Source organism: Leifsonia sp. RAF41, assembly GCF_052114085.1.
GTDB lineage: Bacteria > Actinomycetota > Actinomycetes > Actinomycetales > Microbacteriaceae > Leifsonia.
In genome coordinates, this window is record NZ_JBFREB010000001.1 from 1,545,543 (window position 1) to 1,560,514 (window position 14,972).

Annotated in this window: 14 protein-coding genes; 8 read left to right on the forward strand and 6 right to left on the reverse strand. The window is 68.7% G+C overall.

The features are described from left to right. Positions 1 to 24 precede the first annotated feature (24 nt). The 3 genes from AB4Y74_RS07455 to AB4Y74_RS07465 are packed head-to-tail and all read left to right on the forward strand — an operon-like array spanning position 25 to position 2,152. The gene (locus AB4Y74_RS07455; RefSeq protein ID WP_441798470.1) at positions 25 to 669 is read left to right on the forward strand and encodes an ArsR/SmtB family transcription factor; all 645 of its coding nucleotides are present in this window, start codon (positions 25 to 27) and stop codon (positions 667 to 669) included. Continuing rightward, a complete protein-coding gene (locus AB4Y74_RS07460) occupies positions 669 to 1,970 on the forward strand; it encodes an MFS transporter (RefSeq protein ID WP_441798471.1) in 1,302 nt (433 codons plus the stop codon). Before AB4Y74_RS07455 ends, AB4Y74_RS07460 begins: the two co-directional genes overlap by 1 nt. Next, a complete protein-coding gene (locus tag AB4Y74_RS07465; protein WP_441798472.1) occupies positions 1,967 to 2,152 on the forward strand; it encodes a hypothetical protein in 186 nt (61 codons plus the stop codon). Before AB4Y74_RS07460 ends, AB4Y74_RS07465 begins: the two co-directional genes overlap by 4 nt. A 124-nt stretch (positions 2,153 to 2,276) precedes the next feature. On the opposite strand, the gene AB4Y74_RS07470 is transcribed toward AB4Y74_RS07465, so the two are convergent. The 5 genes from AB4Y74_RS07470 to AB4Y74_RS07490 all read right to left on the reverse strand — a co-directional run bounded on the left by AB4Y74_RS07470 (position 2,277) and on the right by AB4Y74_RS07490 (position 7,559). Further along, on the reverse strand, positions 2,277 to 2,549 hold the full coding sequence (locus AB4Y74_RS07470; RefSeq protein WP_441798473.1) for a hypothetical protein: 273 nt from the start codon (positions 2,547 to 2,549) through the stop codon (positions 2,277 to 2,279). After that, positions 2,549 to 3,022, reverse strand: coding sequence for a GNAT family N-acetyltransferase (locus tag AB4Y74_RS07475; RefSeq protein ID WP_441798474.1), 474 nt, complete (start codon positions 3,020 to 3,022; stop codon positions 2,549 to 2,551). Before AB4Y74_RS07475 ends, AB4Y74_RS07470 begins: the two co-directional genes overlap by 1 nt. Before the next feature lie 70 nt (positions 3,023 to 3,092). Further along, on the reverse strand, positions 3,093 to 3,539 hold the full coding sequence (locus tag AB4Y74_RS07480; protein WP_441798475.1) for a GNAT family N-acetyltransferase: 447 nt from the start codon (positions 3,537 to 3,539) through the stop codon (positions 3,093 to 3,095). Then, positions 3,536 to 6,142 (reverse strand): valine--tRNA ligase, encoded by a 2,607-nt coding sequence (valS, locus tag AB4Y74_RS07485; protein ID WP_441798476.1) that lies wholly within the window; start codon positions 6,140 to 6,142, stop codon positions 3,536 to 3,538. The genes AB4Y74_RS07480 and valS overlap by 4 nt, the downstream gene beginning before the upstream one ends. A 94-nt stretch (positions 6,143 to 6,236) precedes the next feature. Then, positions 6,237 to 7,559, reverse strand: coding sequence for an MFS transporter (locus AB4Y74_RS07490; RefSeq protein ID WP_441798477.1), 1,323 nt, complete (start codon positions 7,557 to 7,559; stop codon positions 6,237 to 6,239). A 48-nt stretch (positions 7,560 to 7,607) separates the two neighbouring features. Here AB4Y74_RS07490 and AB4Y74_RS07495 point away from each other — a divergent pair, with 48 nt between their 5' ends. The 5 genes from AB4Y74_RS07495 (at position 7,608) to ndk (ending at position 14,163) form a co-directional block, all read left to right on the forward strand. Beyond that, positions 7,608 to 8,243, forward strand: a complete 636-nt coding sequence (locus tag AB4Y74_RS07495; protein WP_441798478.1) for a TetR/AcrR family transcriptional regulator — start codon at positions 7,608 to 7,610, stop codon at positions 8,241 to 8,243. Between the two features lie 337 nt (positions 8,244 to 8,580). Further along, a complete protein-coding gene (ileS, locus tag AB4Y74_RS07500; protein ID WP_441798479.1) occupies positions 8,581 to 11,937 on the forward strand; it encodes an isoleucine--tRNA ligase in 3,357 nt (1,118 codons plus the stop codon). After that, positions 11,934 to 13,301 carry a bifunctional folylpolyglutamate synthase/dihydrofolate synthase gene (locus AB4Y74_RS07505; protein ID WP_441798480.1) on the forward strand — a complete coding sequence of 456 codons (1,368 nt, stop codon included), beginning with the start codon at positions 11,934 to 11,936 and terminating at the stop codon, positions 13,299 to 13,301. The genes ileS and AB4Y74_RS07505 overlap by 4 nt, the downstream gene beginning before the upstream one ends. Beyond that, positions 13,298 to 13,744 (forward strand): DUF4233 domain-containing protein, encoded by a 447-nt coding sequence (locus tag AB4Y74_RS07510; protein WP_441798481.1) that lies wholly within the window; start codon positions 13,298 to 13,300, stop codon positions 13,742 to 13,744. Before AB4Y74_RS07505 ends, AB4Y74_RS07510 begins: the two co-directional genes overlap by 4 nt. After that, positions 13,741 to 14,163: a nucleoside-diphosphate kinase gene (gene ndk, locus AB4Y74_RS07515; RefSeq protein ID WP_441798482.1), complete on the forward strand. Its 423-nt coding sequence runs from the start codon at positions 13,741 to 13,743 to the stop codon at positions 14,161 to 14,163. Before AB4Y74_RS07510 ends, ndk begins: the two co-directional genes overlap by 4 nt. Positions 14,164 to 14,241: 78 nt before the next feature. Here the strand turns inward: ndk and AB4Y74_RS07520 are convergent, their stop codons facing one another. Then, positions 14,242 to 14,859, reverse strand: a complete 618-nt coding sequence (locus AB4Y74_RS07520; protein WP_441798483.1) for a vitamin K epoxide reductase family protein — start codon at positions 14,857 to 14,859, stop codon at positions 14,242 to 14,244. Positions 14,860 to 14,972 lie beyond the last annotated feature (113 nt).

Here is a 14,972-nt window from a genome sequence, read left to right on the forward strand (position 1 = left end):
TCTTTGCATCGATAATCTGTAGCCATGACGAACGACGATCAGCCCGTGCAGCCCGAGACCGCAGGTGTCGCCGGCGGCCGCCTGCCGTGGGAAGACGCCCTGGGCATGGCCGCCCTGCGTGCACTCGCGCATCCCCTCCGCGTCGAGATCATGAACGAGCTCTCTGACTTCGGACCGGCGACGGCCAGCATGCTCGCCGAGCGGTTGGGGGAGTCGAGCGGGGCGACCAGCTACCACCTGCGCCAGCTCGCCAAGCACGAGATCATCGTCGAAGACACCGAGCGCGGCTCCGGTCGTGAGCGCTGGTGGCGGATGGCCCCGGGCGGCGTGACCATCGGCTCGCCCGAGACGCTCGATACTCCCGCCGGCCGCGAGGCCAACGAGCTGATCTCCCTCGGCTGGCAGCAGAACAACGAGCGCCGCCTCTCCGCGTTCCTCCGTCGCGGACTCGATACCTTCGGGTTCGAGTGGATGGAGTCGAGCACCCTCTCCACGTCCCACCAGGAGCTGACCCGCGAGCAGCTCGCCGAGCTGGGACGCGAGTACTACGCACTGCAGGAGCGGCTGAAGGAGAAGTGGAAGGACGCTGGGGAAGACCCGGCCGTCGAGAGCAAGCGGGTGCAGATCCAGTTCAACGCGTTCCCATTGGTGGAGCAGGAGGACCGCTGATGTCGAGCGGCTCGGATAGTGCGTCGACCGCGACCGCGACCCTGACCGCGCGGCGACCGCTGGGCGCGGGGTTCACTCGTCTGTGGACGTCGGCGATCGCGAGCAATCTCGCCGACGGTCTCGGCCGTACCGCCGTCCCGCTGATCGCCACGACGCTCACCCGCGACCCGGCACTCATCGCCGGGGTGGCGGCCGTGACGTACCTGCCCTGGCTCTTGTTCGGTATCCCTGCCGGGATGCTGCTCGACCGGGTGGATCGCCGCATCGCCATGGCCGTCGCCAATTCGCTCCGCTTCGTCGTGGCGACTGCGCTTGCTCTGCTGATCACGACCGACACGCTCACGATCTGGCTGCTGTACGCCTGCGTCCTGGCGTTCGGACTGGGGGAGACGGTCTTCGACAACGCCACCTCCACCGTCGTTCCCGCCCTGGTGACGCGCGATCAGCTCGACCGTGCGAACGGGCGGATGCAGTCGGCCGAGATCACCATCCAGAACTTCATCGCCACCCCGGTCGCGGGCTTCCTGTTCGCGGTCGCGATCGTGCTGCCCATCTGGATGACCGGCGCCGGTTTCCTGGTCGCAGGCCTCCTGGCCCTCAGCATCCCGGCCGCGGCCGCTCACGCGCACAGCGCCCGTGACGCCGCTGATCCCGACAACCCGTCGGAGGAACAGCCGCCGCTCTCGGGCGTCGTCCGCTTCCTCTGGCAGAACCGCTTCCTGCGCTGGATGATCGTGCTCACCTCGATCACCGCCTCCGCTCTGGCGTTCGCCCAGGGGAGCGTCGTGCTCCTCCTGCTGCAAACGTTCGGCGTGCCGGCCGCGCTCATCGGCGTGGTCACCGCGGCGGTGGGAGTCGGAGCTCTCGTCGGCGCGCTGCTCTCGAGCCGCTTCGTGGCCCGCTTCGGGCGCGGGCGGGTGATGTTCTGGGCGATCCTCGTCAGCGGCGTCGGCATCCTCGGCGTCGGCGTGACCGCGAACGTGTTCGTCGCGATCGGCGCCTACGCCATCGGCGCGTTCGGCGTCGCGGTCTGGAACGTCCCGTGGGGCGCCCTCCGGCAGGCCATCATCCCGAGCGGGATGCTGGGCCGCGCGCTCGGCATCGTCCGCACCATCGGCTGGGGGCTCACCCCCATCGCCACCGTCCTGGGCGGCTTCGTCGCCCGCATCGACCTCCGGTTGCCGTTCGTCATCGGCGGCGGGCTGGTGGTCGTCCTTACGCTCGTCGCGTCCCGCCTCATCCTGTCGGCGTCCGTGCAGACGCCCGCTGCCGTACCCGTCCCGGAAGGACAACTGTCATGACCGCCGTCCTGGTCTCCACCTACCGCCCGCTGACCCACCGGGTCGCACTGCGTCTCGGCCGGGCCCTGACCGCCTGGGCCGACCGCCCCACCGCGCGCGCCCCTCACGACGCCGAGCGCGTCGCGCGAATCGAGAGCGCGCGCGATTCCGCCGCCCGCACCCTCCCGCAGCTGCCCCGCTGAGCCGGAGACGTTCACTCCGGACGCCAAGCGCAGGAGAATCCCGCGGGAATCGTTCGAATCTCCCGCGCGACTGCTCAACGAAGGAGATTCGACGCCCGAACGCCTTCGTGCCACCGATCGGTCTCTAAGCCTCGTCCTCGTCGTAGTCCGATGCGTCAACCTCGACCGGCTGCGTGATCGTGGCCGAGTCTTCGCTGGGGTTGTAGCGGATCTCGGTGCCGTCGTCGAGCGTGACGACAGGCTTCGCTTCCAGCCAGGTCAGCGTCCAGTTCCAGCCGGTGGTCTCGACGTCCGTCGCGACCAGCTCCTCCTCGACCGTCTTCACGGCGTAGGCGACGACCTCGGGCAGGGAGGCGGGAGGCTGCTCGCTGACGGCCCAGCGGGTCCCGAGCTGCATCAGGCGCGTCCCGCCGAGGTCGAGGCTTCCGCCAGATCGATCTCGTACGTGACCCAGGCGGTGCGGTTCGCAACCGAGTCGTACAGCTTCTGAGCGTCGGAGTTGTCGTGCGCGGTGATCCACTGCACGACGCCGAGCCCGCGTTCCTCCGCGAGCGATCGCACGTGCTGGAGCAGCGCGCCACCGACGCCCTTGCCGCGCTCCTCTTCGATGACGAACAGGTCGTCGAGGAACAGGCCGCGGTCGCCTTCCAGTGGGCGGGCGAACTCGCGCACGTGGGCGAGTCCGACGATCCGGTCGCCATCGACGGCGACGTAGCCGTTCTCCTCATGCTCGGGAGCGGTGAGCCACGACCAGAGCACGAGTGCCTTCTGGTCGGTCAGCTCGGTGTCGTAGAACTCGGCGTACTTGGCGTACACGTCGAGCCAGGCGAAGAAATCGCCGTCCTTGACCGGTCGAACCTCGATCGACATGGATTCCTCCGTTCGCGTTGCGCCCCGGGCTGTGACTTCGGTGCGTAAACCGACCATATCGCGGACCTGTTCAGGGGACGAGGTCGTAGGTGACCCACTTGGTCTTCTCAGCGAACCTGTCGTAGAGGCGCCGCGCGGTCTCGTTGTCCTTCGCCGTGATCCAGCGGACGACCGAGAGCCCACGCTCACGCGCCGCGTCGCGCAGCGACTCGAGCAGGGCCGAGCCGGCCCCGGCGCCGCGCGCATCCGGAGACACGAACAGGTCATCGAGGTAGAGCCCCTTGCTGCCGTCGAGGGGACGCGCGAACTCGCGCACGTGCGCGAGGCCGATCGGAGTGCCCTCCTCGTCGACGGCGAAGTACGCCTCCAGCTCGTTCTCCGGGTCCGTGATCCAGCTCCAGACCAGGAGCGCCTTCTCGTCGGTGACCGGGTTGTCGTAGAACTCGCCATAGCCGACATACAGGTCGAGCCAGGTGAAGAACTCGTTGTCCTGGACACGTCTGACGGTTGTCGTCATCGTTCCTCCTCGCTCGGGGTTGCGGCGAGCAGAATATCGGTGACCGCCAGCTCATCGGCGGAGGCGAACCGCAGGTCGCCGATTCTGCCCACCGAAGCCAGATCGCCGGCCGCCGACTTCACGGCCTCGATCTCGGCGTCAGGACCGGCGATGACCGTTGACTCGACAGCCGTGCGCTGAGACGCCTTCGCGGCTGTCTTCGCCCCGCGGATGCCCGTCAGGGCGCGGCCGACGATGGCGAGCACGGCGCGGTCGGCGCTCCAGTCCTCAGCCACCTCGGTGGCGGCAGGCCAGGCGGCGACGTGGACCGACCCCTCCTCGAACCAGCTCCATGCCTCCTCGGCCGCGAACGGCAGCACCGGTGCAAACAGGCGGAGGAACGTCGTAAGCGCGACACGCAGGGCGACAATAGCGGAGGTCTTCTCCGGCGAGTCGTCGCCGTAGGCGCGCTCCTTCACCAGCTCCAGGTAGTCGTCGCAGAACGTCCAGAAGAACGTCTCGGCGATCTCCAGCGCCCGGGCGTGGTCGTAGTTCTCGAGGGCGGCGGTGGCGTCGGCCACGACCCCAGCGAGGTTCTGCAGCATGCTCCGGTCGAGCGGGCTGGTCACCTGGGCGAGGTCGAGCGATGCGGGAGCGTCGAAGCCGAGGATGAACTTGGCAGCGTTGAGCAGCTTGATCGCCAGACGACGACCGATCTTGATCTGCGTCGGGTTCTGCGGGTCGAAGGATGCGTCGGTGCCGAGCCGGCTGGAGGCCGCCCAGTAGCGGACCGCGTCCGAGCCGTGCTTCTCGAGGATGTCCGCCGGCGTCACGACGTTGCCCTTCGACTTCGACATCTTCTTGCGGTCGGGGTCGACGATGAAGCCCGACAGGGCGGCGTGGCGCCACGGCGTGACGTCGGCCTCGAGCTTGGCCCGCAGCAGGGTCGAGAACAGCCAGGTGCGGATGATGTCCTGACCCTGAGGGCGCAGGTCGAACGGGAAGACCGCGTCGAAGAGCTCGTCGTCGCGCATCCATCCGCCCGCGAGCTGCGGGGTGAGGGAGGACGTCATCCACGTGTCCATCACGTCGTGCTCGCCCACGAAGCCGCCGGCCTGGCCACGCTGCTCCTCGGCGAAACCGGGGGCGGTGTCGGACGACGGGTCGACGGGGAGGAGGTCTTCCGTCGGAAGGATCGGCTGGTCGAACACCGGGTTCCCGTCAGCATCGAGCGGATACCAGACCGGGATCGGAACGCCGAAGAACCGCTGGCGCGAGATGAGCCAGTCGCCGGTGAGGCCGTTCACCCAGTTCTCGTAGCGGATCCGCATGAAGTCGGGGTGCCAGTCGATCTCGCGGCCGAGCTCGATCAGGCGCTGCCGCAGCTCCTCGTCGCGCGCGCCGTTCTTCACGTACCACTGCCGGGTGGAAACGATCTCGAGCGGACGATCGCCCTTCTCGAAGAACTTCACCGGGTGCTGGATGGGCTTGGGCTCGCCCTCGAGGTCGCCGGACTCGCGCAGGAGCTCGACGACGGTCTGCTTCGCCGAGAACACCGTCTTGCCGGCGAGTTGGGCGTACGCCGCACGGCCGGCCTCGGAGGTTATGGCCTCCGGCGGTTCGGGGAGGATGCGGCCGTCGAAACCGATGATGGCGCGGTTCGGGAGGTCGAGCTCCCGCCACCAGACCACATCGGTGATGTCGCCGAAGGTGCAGATCATGGCGATGCCCGATCCCTTGTCCGGCTGCGCCAGGTGGTGCGCGACGACGGGAACCTCGACGTCGAAGAGCGGGGTGCGGACCGTGGTGCCGAACAGCGGCTGATACCGCTCGTCGTCGGGATGCGCGACAAGCGCCACGCAGGCGGGCAGCAGCTCCGGCCGGGTCGTCTCGATGAAGATGGGGCCGTCTGCGCCGTGGAACGCCACGCGGTGGTAGGCGCTCGGCTGCTCGCGATCCTCCAGCTCGGCCTGTGCCACTGCGGTGCGGAAGGTGATGTCCCACAGAGTGGGAGCGAGCGCCTGGTACGCCTCGCCGCGCTGGATGTTGCGGAGGAACGCCAGCTGGGAGGTGTGGATCGACTCCCGGCCGATGGTGCGGTAGGTCTGCGACCAGTCCACGGACAGCCCGAGCGAGCGCCAGAGCGCCTCGAACTGCTTCTCGTCCTCCTGAGTCAGCCGCTCGCACAGCTCGATGAAGTTGCGGCGCGAGATCGGCTTCTGGTCGGCCGCCTTCGTGCTCTTGTTGTCGCCGCCTTCGAAGGGAGGCTCGAAGCTGTCGTCGTAGGGGAGCGACGGGTCGCAGCGCACGCCGTAGTAGTTCTGGACGCGGCGCTCCGTGGGCAGGCCGTTGTCGTCCCAGCCCATCGGGTAGAACACGTTCTGTCCGCGCATGCGGTGGAAGCGGGCGATCACATCGGTGTGCGTGTAGCTGAAGACGTGACCGATGTGCAGCGAGCCGGAGGCGGTCGGCGGCGGCGTGTCGATGGAGTAGACCCCGTCGCGTCCGGAGGCGAGCGCGGCATTCCGGTCGAACCGGAAGGTGCCGTCGCTCTGCCAGTGGTCACCCCACTTGGCTTCGAGACCCTCCAGTGCGGGCTTTTCGGGCACGTTGTGGGCGCTCATGAGGGTCCTCCGGTTCGATATGTGCGGCACCGTGTCGTCGGGGTGCCTGAGTGTGGGTTACCTCCAGAGTACCGAACCTTGGCGAACGAACGCGTCAGACCTCGTCGACGATGGGCTTCCTGCGTGCGGCGAAGAGCGCCGCGACCAGGGTGATCGCCGACATGACGGCCAGCACGATGCCCGGGTGCCACCACGCGTTACCGGTCGCCTGGCCGTAGATCAGGGTCAGGGCGGGCACGAAGGAGGTGAGCAGCGCGGCGATGCTGTACGCCACCGACAGGCCGCTGTAGCGGACCTCGCTCGGGAACAGGTCGGACATCAGGCCGCCGAGCCCCGCCCACGACAGGGTGGGCAGGATGCCGCCGATGATCATGCTGGCTACGAGCACCCCGAAGGTGGCCGACTGCAGCACGAAGTACATCGGGAACGCGACCAGCAGCGTCCCGATCGCGCCGATCGCGACGACGCGAGCCGAGCCGATCCTGTTCGCCCAGAGCCCGAACAGCGGGATGGTGACCAGCTGCAGCAGGCCGCCGATCGTTGTGGCGATGAGGAGGTCCTGGTACTTGAAGCCCAGGACGGCCGTGCCGTAGTCGACCATGTACGTGTTCATCAGCGAGTAGGAGCCGATGCCGAGGATCGCGGCACCGATGCCGATGACGAAACCGCTCGGCGCCTTGCGGAAGACGTCGAGGACGGGGAAGCGGTCGCGCGTCCCGGTCTCGAGCAGCTTCCGGAAAACGGGAGTCTCGTCGATCGACCGGCGCAGGTAGAGGGAGACGAGCAGGAGCGGGAAGGCCGTGAGGAACGGGATGCGCCAGCCCCACGCGGCGATGTCGGCCGTCGACATGGTGAGGGTGAGCACGATGAAGACGACCGCGCTCAGGATGGATCCGACCGGCGAGCCCAGCTGGGGGAGCGACGCGTAGAAACCGCGACGCTTCGGGTTGGAGTACTCGGTGGCCAGCGCGATCGCGCCGCCCCACTCGCCGCCGACCGAGAAGCCCTGCAGCAGGCGCAGCAGGACGATGGCGATCGCACCGAACCATCCCGCGGCCGCGTACGTCGGCAGCAGACCGACGAGGCCCGTGCTGAGTCCCATGATCAGGATCGTGATGAGCAGGGTCGGTCGGCGTCCGATCCGGTCGCCCAGATTGCCGAAGACGATCGCGCCGATCGGACGGATGAGGAAGCCCGCCGCGATGGCGAGGAAGCCGGCGAGAGCGCCGCCGAAAGCGCCGAGCGGCGCGAAGAAGAGGGGCCCGACGAAGAACGCGGCGAAGTAGGCGTAGAGGTAGAAGTCATACGACTCGAGCGCCGTGCCGACGAACGACGCGATGGTGACGCGTCTCGCGGTGCCCGGCGTGATGCCCGGGCGGTCGGTCTCGCTGCGGACGGGGCTGGTGGTGGTAGTCACGGGTGTCCTTCGGAACAAGTTAATATGTGGACCGGGTCCAATAATGGCATGAGAGGGGAACGCACGATGGCGCTCGGGCATTCCAGCCGCCCGTCCGGCTCGGGCCGGCCGCGCTCCTCCTCACGCGGAATGATCGCCGAGGCGGCCGCCGAACTGTTCCTCGAGCAGACCTACACCGGCACGACCGTCGACGACATCGCCCGCCGTTCCGGGGTGAGCCGGGCCACCTTCTTCAACTACTTCGGCTCGAAGAGCGACCTGTTGTGGCTGGAGGTGGATGAGGCGCTCGCCGCCTTCGACGCGACGGCGGCTTCCGTGGCGGACGACCTGGCGCCGATGGATGCGGTGCTCGCTGCGGTCACCCGCCTCGCCGACGCGTTCGGCCCCGGCCGGCTGCCGCTCGCCGTCACCCAGGTGGAGCTGATGGGGACGGATGCGGAGCTGCAGGCCTCCGCCCTCCCGCGCTTCCTGGCGCTGGTGCGTCGACTGCAGGCCTTCATTGCGCAGCGGACCGGCGCCTCGCCCGACGACCTGCTGCCGCGGGCCGCTGCCACAGCTGTGGTCGGCGCGGCGGTCTCCGCTGCCGCCGCTTGGGCGCGGGCGGGTGTGGGCCGCGGGCCGCTCACCCCGCTTGTCCGCTCCGCCGTGGCTCCCGTCTGCGCCGGCTTCGCCCTGGTCCTCTGACCGATTCGGGCGACTGCTGCCGTTGGGAACGTGTGCGGCTGCGCGAGCAGCGGCAGACGTGACAAACGGCAGCAGACGCGCCGCCGCCGCCCGGAGGCGCGCGAGAACCGGTAGAATGGACGCACAGACGTTGAGCCGGCCATCACCGGGGAGTCTTCGGAAGAACGGCTGCCGCGCGAGCGGCGCCCAGTAGAACCGAACGGGACCGGCCCGTCACAGCCGAACGATGAGAGGCCCTCCCCGGCGACGGCGGCGGAGCGGGCAAGCGGGGTGGTACCGCGACGGGCGTGCGAGCGCCCGGCGTCCTCGTGCAGCACGTGAAACTGCCAGGAGAGAGATGCCGTACCCCAAGTCCGCGCCGGATTCGCACGAGTCCGAACCGCGTCCCGAGGTCGCCCCGAGCCCCGTCTTCCCGGACATCGAGACCGACGTCCTGAAGTTCTGGGACCGGGACGGGACGTTCCGCGCCTCCATCGACAACCGTGATGGCGCCGACGAGTGGGTGTTCTACGACGGGCCGCCCTTCGCGAACGGCCTGCCGCACTACGGCCACCTGCTGACCGGCTACGCCAAGGACGTCTTCCCGCGATTCCAGACCATGCGCGGCAAGAAGGTGGAGCGACGCTTCGGCTGGGACACCCACGGGCTGCCCGCCGAGCTGGAGGCCGAGCGGCAGCTCGGCATCACCGACAAGAGCCAGATCGAGGAGATGGGGCTCGCCGCCTTCAACCAGGCCGCGAAGGACTCCGTGCTGCGCTACACGCGGGAATGGCGCGAGTACGTCACCCGCCAGGCGCGCTGGGTCGACTTCGACAACGACTACAAGACGCTCGACACGAGCTACATGGAGTCGGTGATCTGGGCGTTCAAGCAGCTGCACGAGAAGGGTCTCGCCTACGAGGGCTACCGCGTGCTCCCGTACTGCTGGCGCGACCAGACCCCGCTGTCGAACCATGAGCTGCGCATGGACGACGACGTCTACAAGATGCGGCAAGACCAGACGGTCACCGTCACGTTCCCGCTGGTCGGCGAGAAGGCGGAGGTCCTCGGCCTCACGGGCACCCGCGCGCTGGCCTGGACGACAACGCCGTGGACGCTCCCGACGAACTTCGCTCTCGCGGTCGGCCCCGACATCGAGTACGCCGTGCTGCCGTCCGGTCCGAACGGTGCCGCCGACTCGTCCGGTGACCCCGCCGACGACGATGGACAGAGCCAGGTCCTGAGCGGCCGCTACCTGCTGGCGAAGGATCTCGTCGGCAATTACGCGAAGGACCTCGGCTACGAGACGCCCGCCGACGCCATCGCCGCGATCAGCGGGACGGTGCGGGGCTCCGAGCTCGCCGACGTCGAGTACGACCGCCTGTGGGACTACTACGCCGACACCGAGAAGTGGGGCACGCAGAACGCGTGGCGCATCCTCGTCGACGACTACGTCACCGTCGAGGACGGCACCGGCATCGTCCACCAGGCACCCGCCTACGGTGAGGACGACCAGCGCGTCACGGAGAAGGCCGGTATCCCGGTCATCATCTCGGTGGACGACGGCGGCCGTTTCCTGCCCGATGTTCCGGATGTGGTGGGCCTGCAGGTCTTCGACGCCAACAAGCCGCTCACCCGGCTCCTCAAGGAGCAGGGCCGGCTGCTGCGCCAGGCGAGCTACGAGCACTCGTACCCGCACTGCTGGCGGTGCCGGAACCCGCTCATCTACAAGGCGGTCTCCAGCTGGTTCGTCCGGGTCACCGACTTCCGTGACCGGATGGGCGAGCTCAACCAGGAGATCACCTGGGTGCCGGAGAACGTCAAGGACGGCCAGTTCGGCAAGTGGCTGGCCGGCGCCCGCGACTGGTCGGTGTCACGCAACCGCTACTTCGGCTCGCCGATCCCGGTGTGGAAGAGCGACGACCCCGCCTACCCGCGCATGGATGTGTACGGCTCACTCGAAGAGCTGGAGCGCGACTTCGGCCGCCTCCCGCTGAACGCCGCAGGCGAGCCCGACCTGCACCGTCCCTTCATCGACGAGCTGACCCGCCCGAATCCGGACGACCCGACGGGGCGCTCCATGATGCGCCGCATCCCGGACGTGCTCGACGTGTGGTTCGACTCCGGGTCGATGCCGTTCGCGCAGGTGCACTATCCGTTCGAGAACCGCGACTGGTTCGACACGCACAACCCGGCCGACTTCATCGTCGAGTACATCGGGCAGACCCGCGGCTGGTTCTACCTGCTGCACACGCTCGCGACCGCGCTGTTCGACCGGCCGGCGTTCACGAACGTCATCAGCCACGGCATCGTGCTCGGCAGCGATGGGCAGAAGATGTCGAAGTCGCTGCGCAACTACCCGGACGTGAACGAGGTCTTCGACCGCGACGGCTCGGATGCGATGCGCTGGTTCCTGATGTCGAGCCCGGTGCTCCGCGGCGGCAACCTCGTCGTCACGGAGGAGGGGATCCGTGAGGGTGTCCGCCAGGTCCTCCTCCCGCTCTGGAACACCTGGTACTTCTTCTCGCTGTACGCCAATGCGAGCGGCTACGAGGCGAAGCGCTCCACCGCGTCCACCGACGTGCTCGACCGCTACCTCCTCGCCAAGACGCGCGACCTCGTGGAGGCGGTCACAGCCGACCTCGAGGGACTGGATTCGACGCTCGCCGCGGCCAAGCTGCGCGACTTCGCCGACGTGCTCACCAACTGGTACGTGCGTCGATCGCGCGACCGGTTCTGGGAGGGCGTGGACGAGTCCGGTAACGGATCCGAGGCTTTTGACACGCTGTACACGGTGCTCGAGACCCTGACGCGTGTTGCCGCGCCGCTTCTCCCGCTCGTCAGCGAGCGGATCTGGAAGGACCTCACCGGCGGCCGCTCCGTGCACCTCACGGACTGGCCCGAGGCCGGTGAGTTCCCGGCGGACGACGCGCTGGTGGATGCGATGGACCGCATCCGTGCGATCAGCTCGACCGCGCTGTCGCTGCGCAAGCAGGCCGGCCGTCGCGTCCGGTTGCCGCTCGCGTCCCTGACCGTGGTCGCGCAGAATGCGGAGGCGCTGCGCCCCTTCGAGGGCATCCTGCGCGACGAACTCAACGTCAAGTCGGTGGAGTTCGTCGAGCTGCAGGCTGACAGTGCCACCCGCTACGGCATCACCAGCAAGCTGACGGTGAACGCCCGCGCGGCCGGTCCGCGTCTCGGCAAGCAGGTGCAGCAGGTCATCCAAGCCGCTCGCGCGGGCGACTGGACGGAGGCGGACGGCGTCGTCACGGTCGGTGGCATCGAACTGGCCGAGGGCGAGTACGACCTGGTGCTGGAGACCGTGCAGACGGGTGGCGAGGCGCACACCGCGCTCGCGCTGCTCGGCGGCGGCGGCTTCGCGCTGCTCGACACGGCGACCACTCCGGAGCTGGAGGCGGAGGGCCTGGCGCGTGACATCATCCGGGCGGTCCAGGACACCCGTAAGGCGGCCGGACTCGACGTGAGCGACCGCATCCGGCTCAGCCTGCACTTCGAGCACGAGGACGACGCTCGCGCGCTCGGCCTCGCCGCCGACGTGGACATCGCGACGGAGACGCTGGCGCTAGCCGTCGAGCTGCTCGTTGCGGGACCCTCGGGGGATCGACCCGCGTACGAGAAGGCGTTCGACGCGGGTCAGTTCGCGAACGCCGGCGCATTCACCGTCGGCGTGACCAAGGTTGGGGAGGCGTCATGACGGACGAGGACGACTACCGCGAGCGGGCCGACGAGGTCTACCAGGCACTGCTCGCACGCGTCGGAGAGGGCGCTCCCGAGCGGCGGCTCGACGCCACCCGGCGGGCCGTGGAGCTGCTGGGCGATCCGCAGCGCGCGTACCCGATCATCCACGTGACCGGCACGAACGGGAAGACGTCCACCAGCCGGATCGCGGAGAGCCTGCTGCGTGCCTACGGGCTCCGCACCGGGTTGTTGACCAGCCCGCACCTGGTGCGCTTCAACGAGCGCATCGTCATCGACGGCGAGCCGATCTCCGACGAAGCACTCGTGCACAACTGGGACGACATCAGCCCGTACCTCGACATCGTCGATTCGGAGCTGACGGAGGCGGGGAAAGCGCCGCTGACGTTCTTCGAGGCGCTGACGGCGCTCGCCTTCGCGGCGTTCGCGGACGCTCCGGTCGATGTCGCGGTGGTCGAGGTCGGCATGGGCGGCGAGTGGGACTCCACGAACGTCGGCGACGGGCAGGTCGCCGTCTTCACGCCGATCGCCCTCGATCACACCAAGGCGCTCGGCGACACGGTGGAGGAGATCGCGCGCACCAAGTCCGGGATCATCAAGCCGTCGGCCGACGTGGTGTCGTCCGCGCAGAGCCCGGAGGTCGACCGCGTGCTGCGGGAGGCGTCCGGGCTCACCGAGTCGACCTTCGCTGAGCAGCCGCGCGAGTTCGACGTCGCCGCGACCCGGGTCGCTGTCGGCGGCCAGCTCGTTACCGTCCGCGGGCGCGCGGCCACCTACGAGGACGTCTTCCTTCCGCTCTACGGCGACCACCAGGCGCAGAACGCCGCGGTCGCGGTCGCGGCGGTCGAGACGTTCCTCGGGCGGGGCACGCAACCGCTCAAGGCGGACCTCGTCGAGGAGGGGTTCGCAACGGCCACCTCGCCCGGCCGGCTGCAGCTGATCGGTATCGAGCCGAGCATCCTGGTCGACGCCGCGCACAATCCGGCCGGGGCTGCGACGCTCACGGAAGCGCTGCGCAGTTACTTCGACTTCGACGAGATCACGTTCGTCGTGGGAATCCTGGGCGACAAGGATGCGCGGGGCGTCATCCGCGCACTCGCCCCGGTCGCGACGCAGTTCTTCGTGACGCGGCCCGACTCCGAGCGGGCACGTGACGCGGACGACCTGGGCGACCTCGTCCGCGAGGAGGTCGGCGACGAAGCGACGATCGTCTACTCGGACGTCATCGACGCCCTCGAGGCCGCTCGCGACTGGGCCGGCGAGGAGGCGCGCCGTGCGGTCGTCGTCGCCGGCAGCATCGTGCTGGTCGGCCAGGCCATGGCGTACGCGGAGGCACAGCAGTGGAAGCAGGCGGCGTCGTGACGGACGCCCCCGTGCCCGAGGGGCCCGCACCCGAGGAGGGCGCAGGAGAGGCGCAGCCGTTGGGCCGCCCTCGCCGTCAGCGCTCCCTCCGCGAGCTGCTCGGCTCCATCGTCCTCGGCTTCGAGCTGCTGGTGGTCTTTCTCGGGGCGCTGGTGCTGTTCGGCCTGCACGCGTTGCCGGCCTGGCTCGCTCTCGGCGGGGGAGCGGCGCTGATCGTGCTGATGATCCTCGCGATCGGCCTTCTGCGGAACACCGCCGGCGTGGTCCTCGGCTGGCTCGTGCAGCTCGTCCTCGTCGCCGCCGGACTGCTCGTCCCCGCCTTCTTCATCGTCGGCGCGATCTTCACCGCCATGTGGGCTTACTGCATGATCGCCGCCGCACGCATCGACCGAAACAATCAGGCGGCCGCCCGTGCGGCCGACAACGGAACGGAGAACCCATGACCAGTGCCGTCGAAGAGACCCTCGTCCTCATCAAGCCGGATGGCGTCGCACGCAGCCTGACCGGCGAGATCCTGCGCCGCATCGAGGCGAAGGGCTACTCGCTCGTCGACCTGCGGATGCTGCAGGCCGACCGCGAACTGCTCGCCCAGCACTACGCCGAGCACGAGGGCAAGCCGTTCTACGAGCCGCTGGTGGAGTTCATGGAGTCGGGGCCGATCGTCGCTATCCGCGTAGCGGGAAACCGCGTAATCGAGGGCTTCCGCTCACTCGCGGGCACGACCGACCCGACCACAGCCGCGCCGGGCACGATCCGCGGCGACCTGGCCCGCGACTGGGGCCTGAAGGTGCAGCAGAACCTCGTGCACGGCTCCGATTCGCCCGAGTCTGCGCAGCGCGAGCTCGCGCTCTGGTTCGGCTGACCCCCGCACGATTTGTGCCAAATGTCGGTTTCGCGGTCGCGAGAACCGACATTTGGCGCAAATCGTAAGCGGGACGGCTCAGACGAAGGCTCTGTGGATCCAGTCCAGCTGGATCTGCGCGAGGATGGCGACGATCGCGTAGCAGACGATCGTGATGAGGGGCACCCAGCCGTAGAGCGTGCGGAAGACTCCGCGGGCGCGCTCCGGCAGTGGGATGTTGCCCTCCTTGAGGTTGTACAGCGTCACGACCCAGAAGGTGGGGATGGTGACGAGCCAGGTGACCATGCACCAGGGGCACAGCACGTTCAGCACGGTGATCGATTCGGTGATCAAGAAGATCACCAGCACCAGTGCGAGCAGAACGCCGACATTGAAGGCGATCCAGTACCAGCGGGCGAAACGCGCCCGGGTGGCCAGCAGGCCGACGCCGACAGCGATCGTGGCCGTCCATCCCGCCAGCCCCAGCAGCGGGTTGGGGAAGCCGAGAAGCTCGCCCTGCCAGGAGTTCAGATTCTTCGCGCATCCCACCAGCACGCTGAAGTTGCAGGAGAGCTGCGCGTTCGGGTCCTGAAGCAGGTGGATCTTGTCCAGCGTCAGGGCGAACGCCGCGGAGAAGCCGATGAGTCCGGCGATGATCAGGAAGACGGCGAGAGCGGTCGGGCGGCGATAGGCGGCCTCGGCGGGACTGGCTGACACCTTCGGATTATGGCATGCCCCCAGCGTGTCGTCCTGAGAGGCGACTGCCGAACGCCCGGCGCGTGCGATAATCGTTGCAGCAGTCGTCCCGGCCGAGGCCGGGAGCACCGACA

Bases quoted from the DNA above. Each gene is read 5' to 3' on its own strand.
- valS (WP_441798476.1), bottom strand. From the start codon at position 6,142: ATGAGCGCCCACAACGTGCCCGAAAAGCCCGCACTGGAGGGTCTCGAA.
- AB4Y74_RS07470 (WP_441798473.1), bottom strand. From the start codon at position 2,549: ATGCAGCTCGGGACCCGCTGGGCCGTCAGCGAGCAGCCTCCCGCCTCC.
- ileS (WP_441798479.1), top strand. From the start codon at position 8,581: ATGCCGTACCCCAAGTCCGCGCCGGATTCGCACGAGTCCGAACCGCGT.
- AB4Y74_RS07480 (WP_441798475.1), bottom strand. From the start codon at position 3,539: ATGACGACAACCGTCAGACGTGTCCAGGACAACGAGTTCTTCACCTGG.
- AB4Y74_RS07455 (WP_441798470.1), top strand. From the start codon at position 25: ATGACGAACGACGATCAGCCCGTGCAGCCCGAGACCGCAGGTGTCGCC.
- AB4Y74_RS07475 (WP_441798474.1), bottom strand. From the start codon at position 3,022: ATGTCGATCGAGGTTCGACCGGTCAAGGACGGCGATTTCTTCGCCTGG.
- ndk (WP_441798482.1), top strand. From the start codon at position 13,741: ATGACCAGTGCCGTCGAAGAGACCCTCGTCCTCATCAAGCCGGATGGC.
- AB4Y74_RS07465 (WP_441798472.1), top strand. From the start codon at position 1,967: ATGACCGCCGTCCTGGTCTCCACCTACCGCCCGCTGACCCACCGGGTC.
- AB4Y74_RS07460 (WP_441798471.1), top strand. From the start codon at position 669: ATGTCGAGCGGCTCGGATAGTGCGTCGACCGCGACCGCGACCCTGACC.
- AB4Y74_RS07505 (WP_441798480.1), top strand. From the start codon at position 11,934: ATGACGGACGAGGACGACTACCGCGAGCGGGCCGACGAGGTCTACCAG.
- AB4Y74_RS07495 (WP_441798478.1), top strand. From the start codon at position 7,608: ATGAGAGGGGAACGCACGATGGCGCTCGGGCATTCCAGCCGCCCGTCC.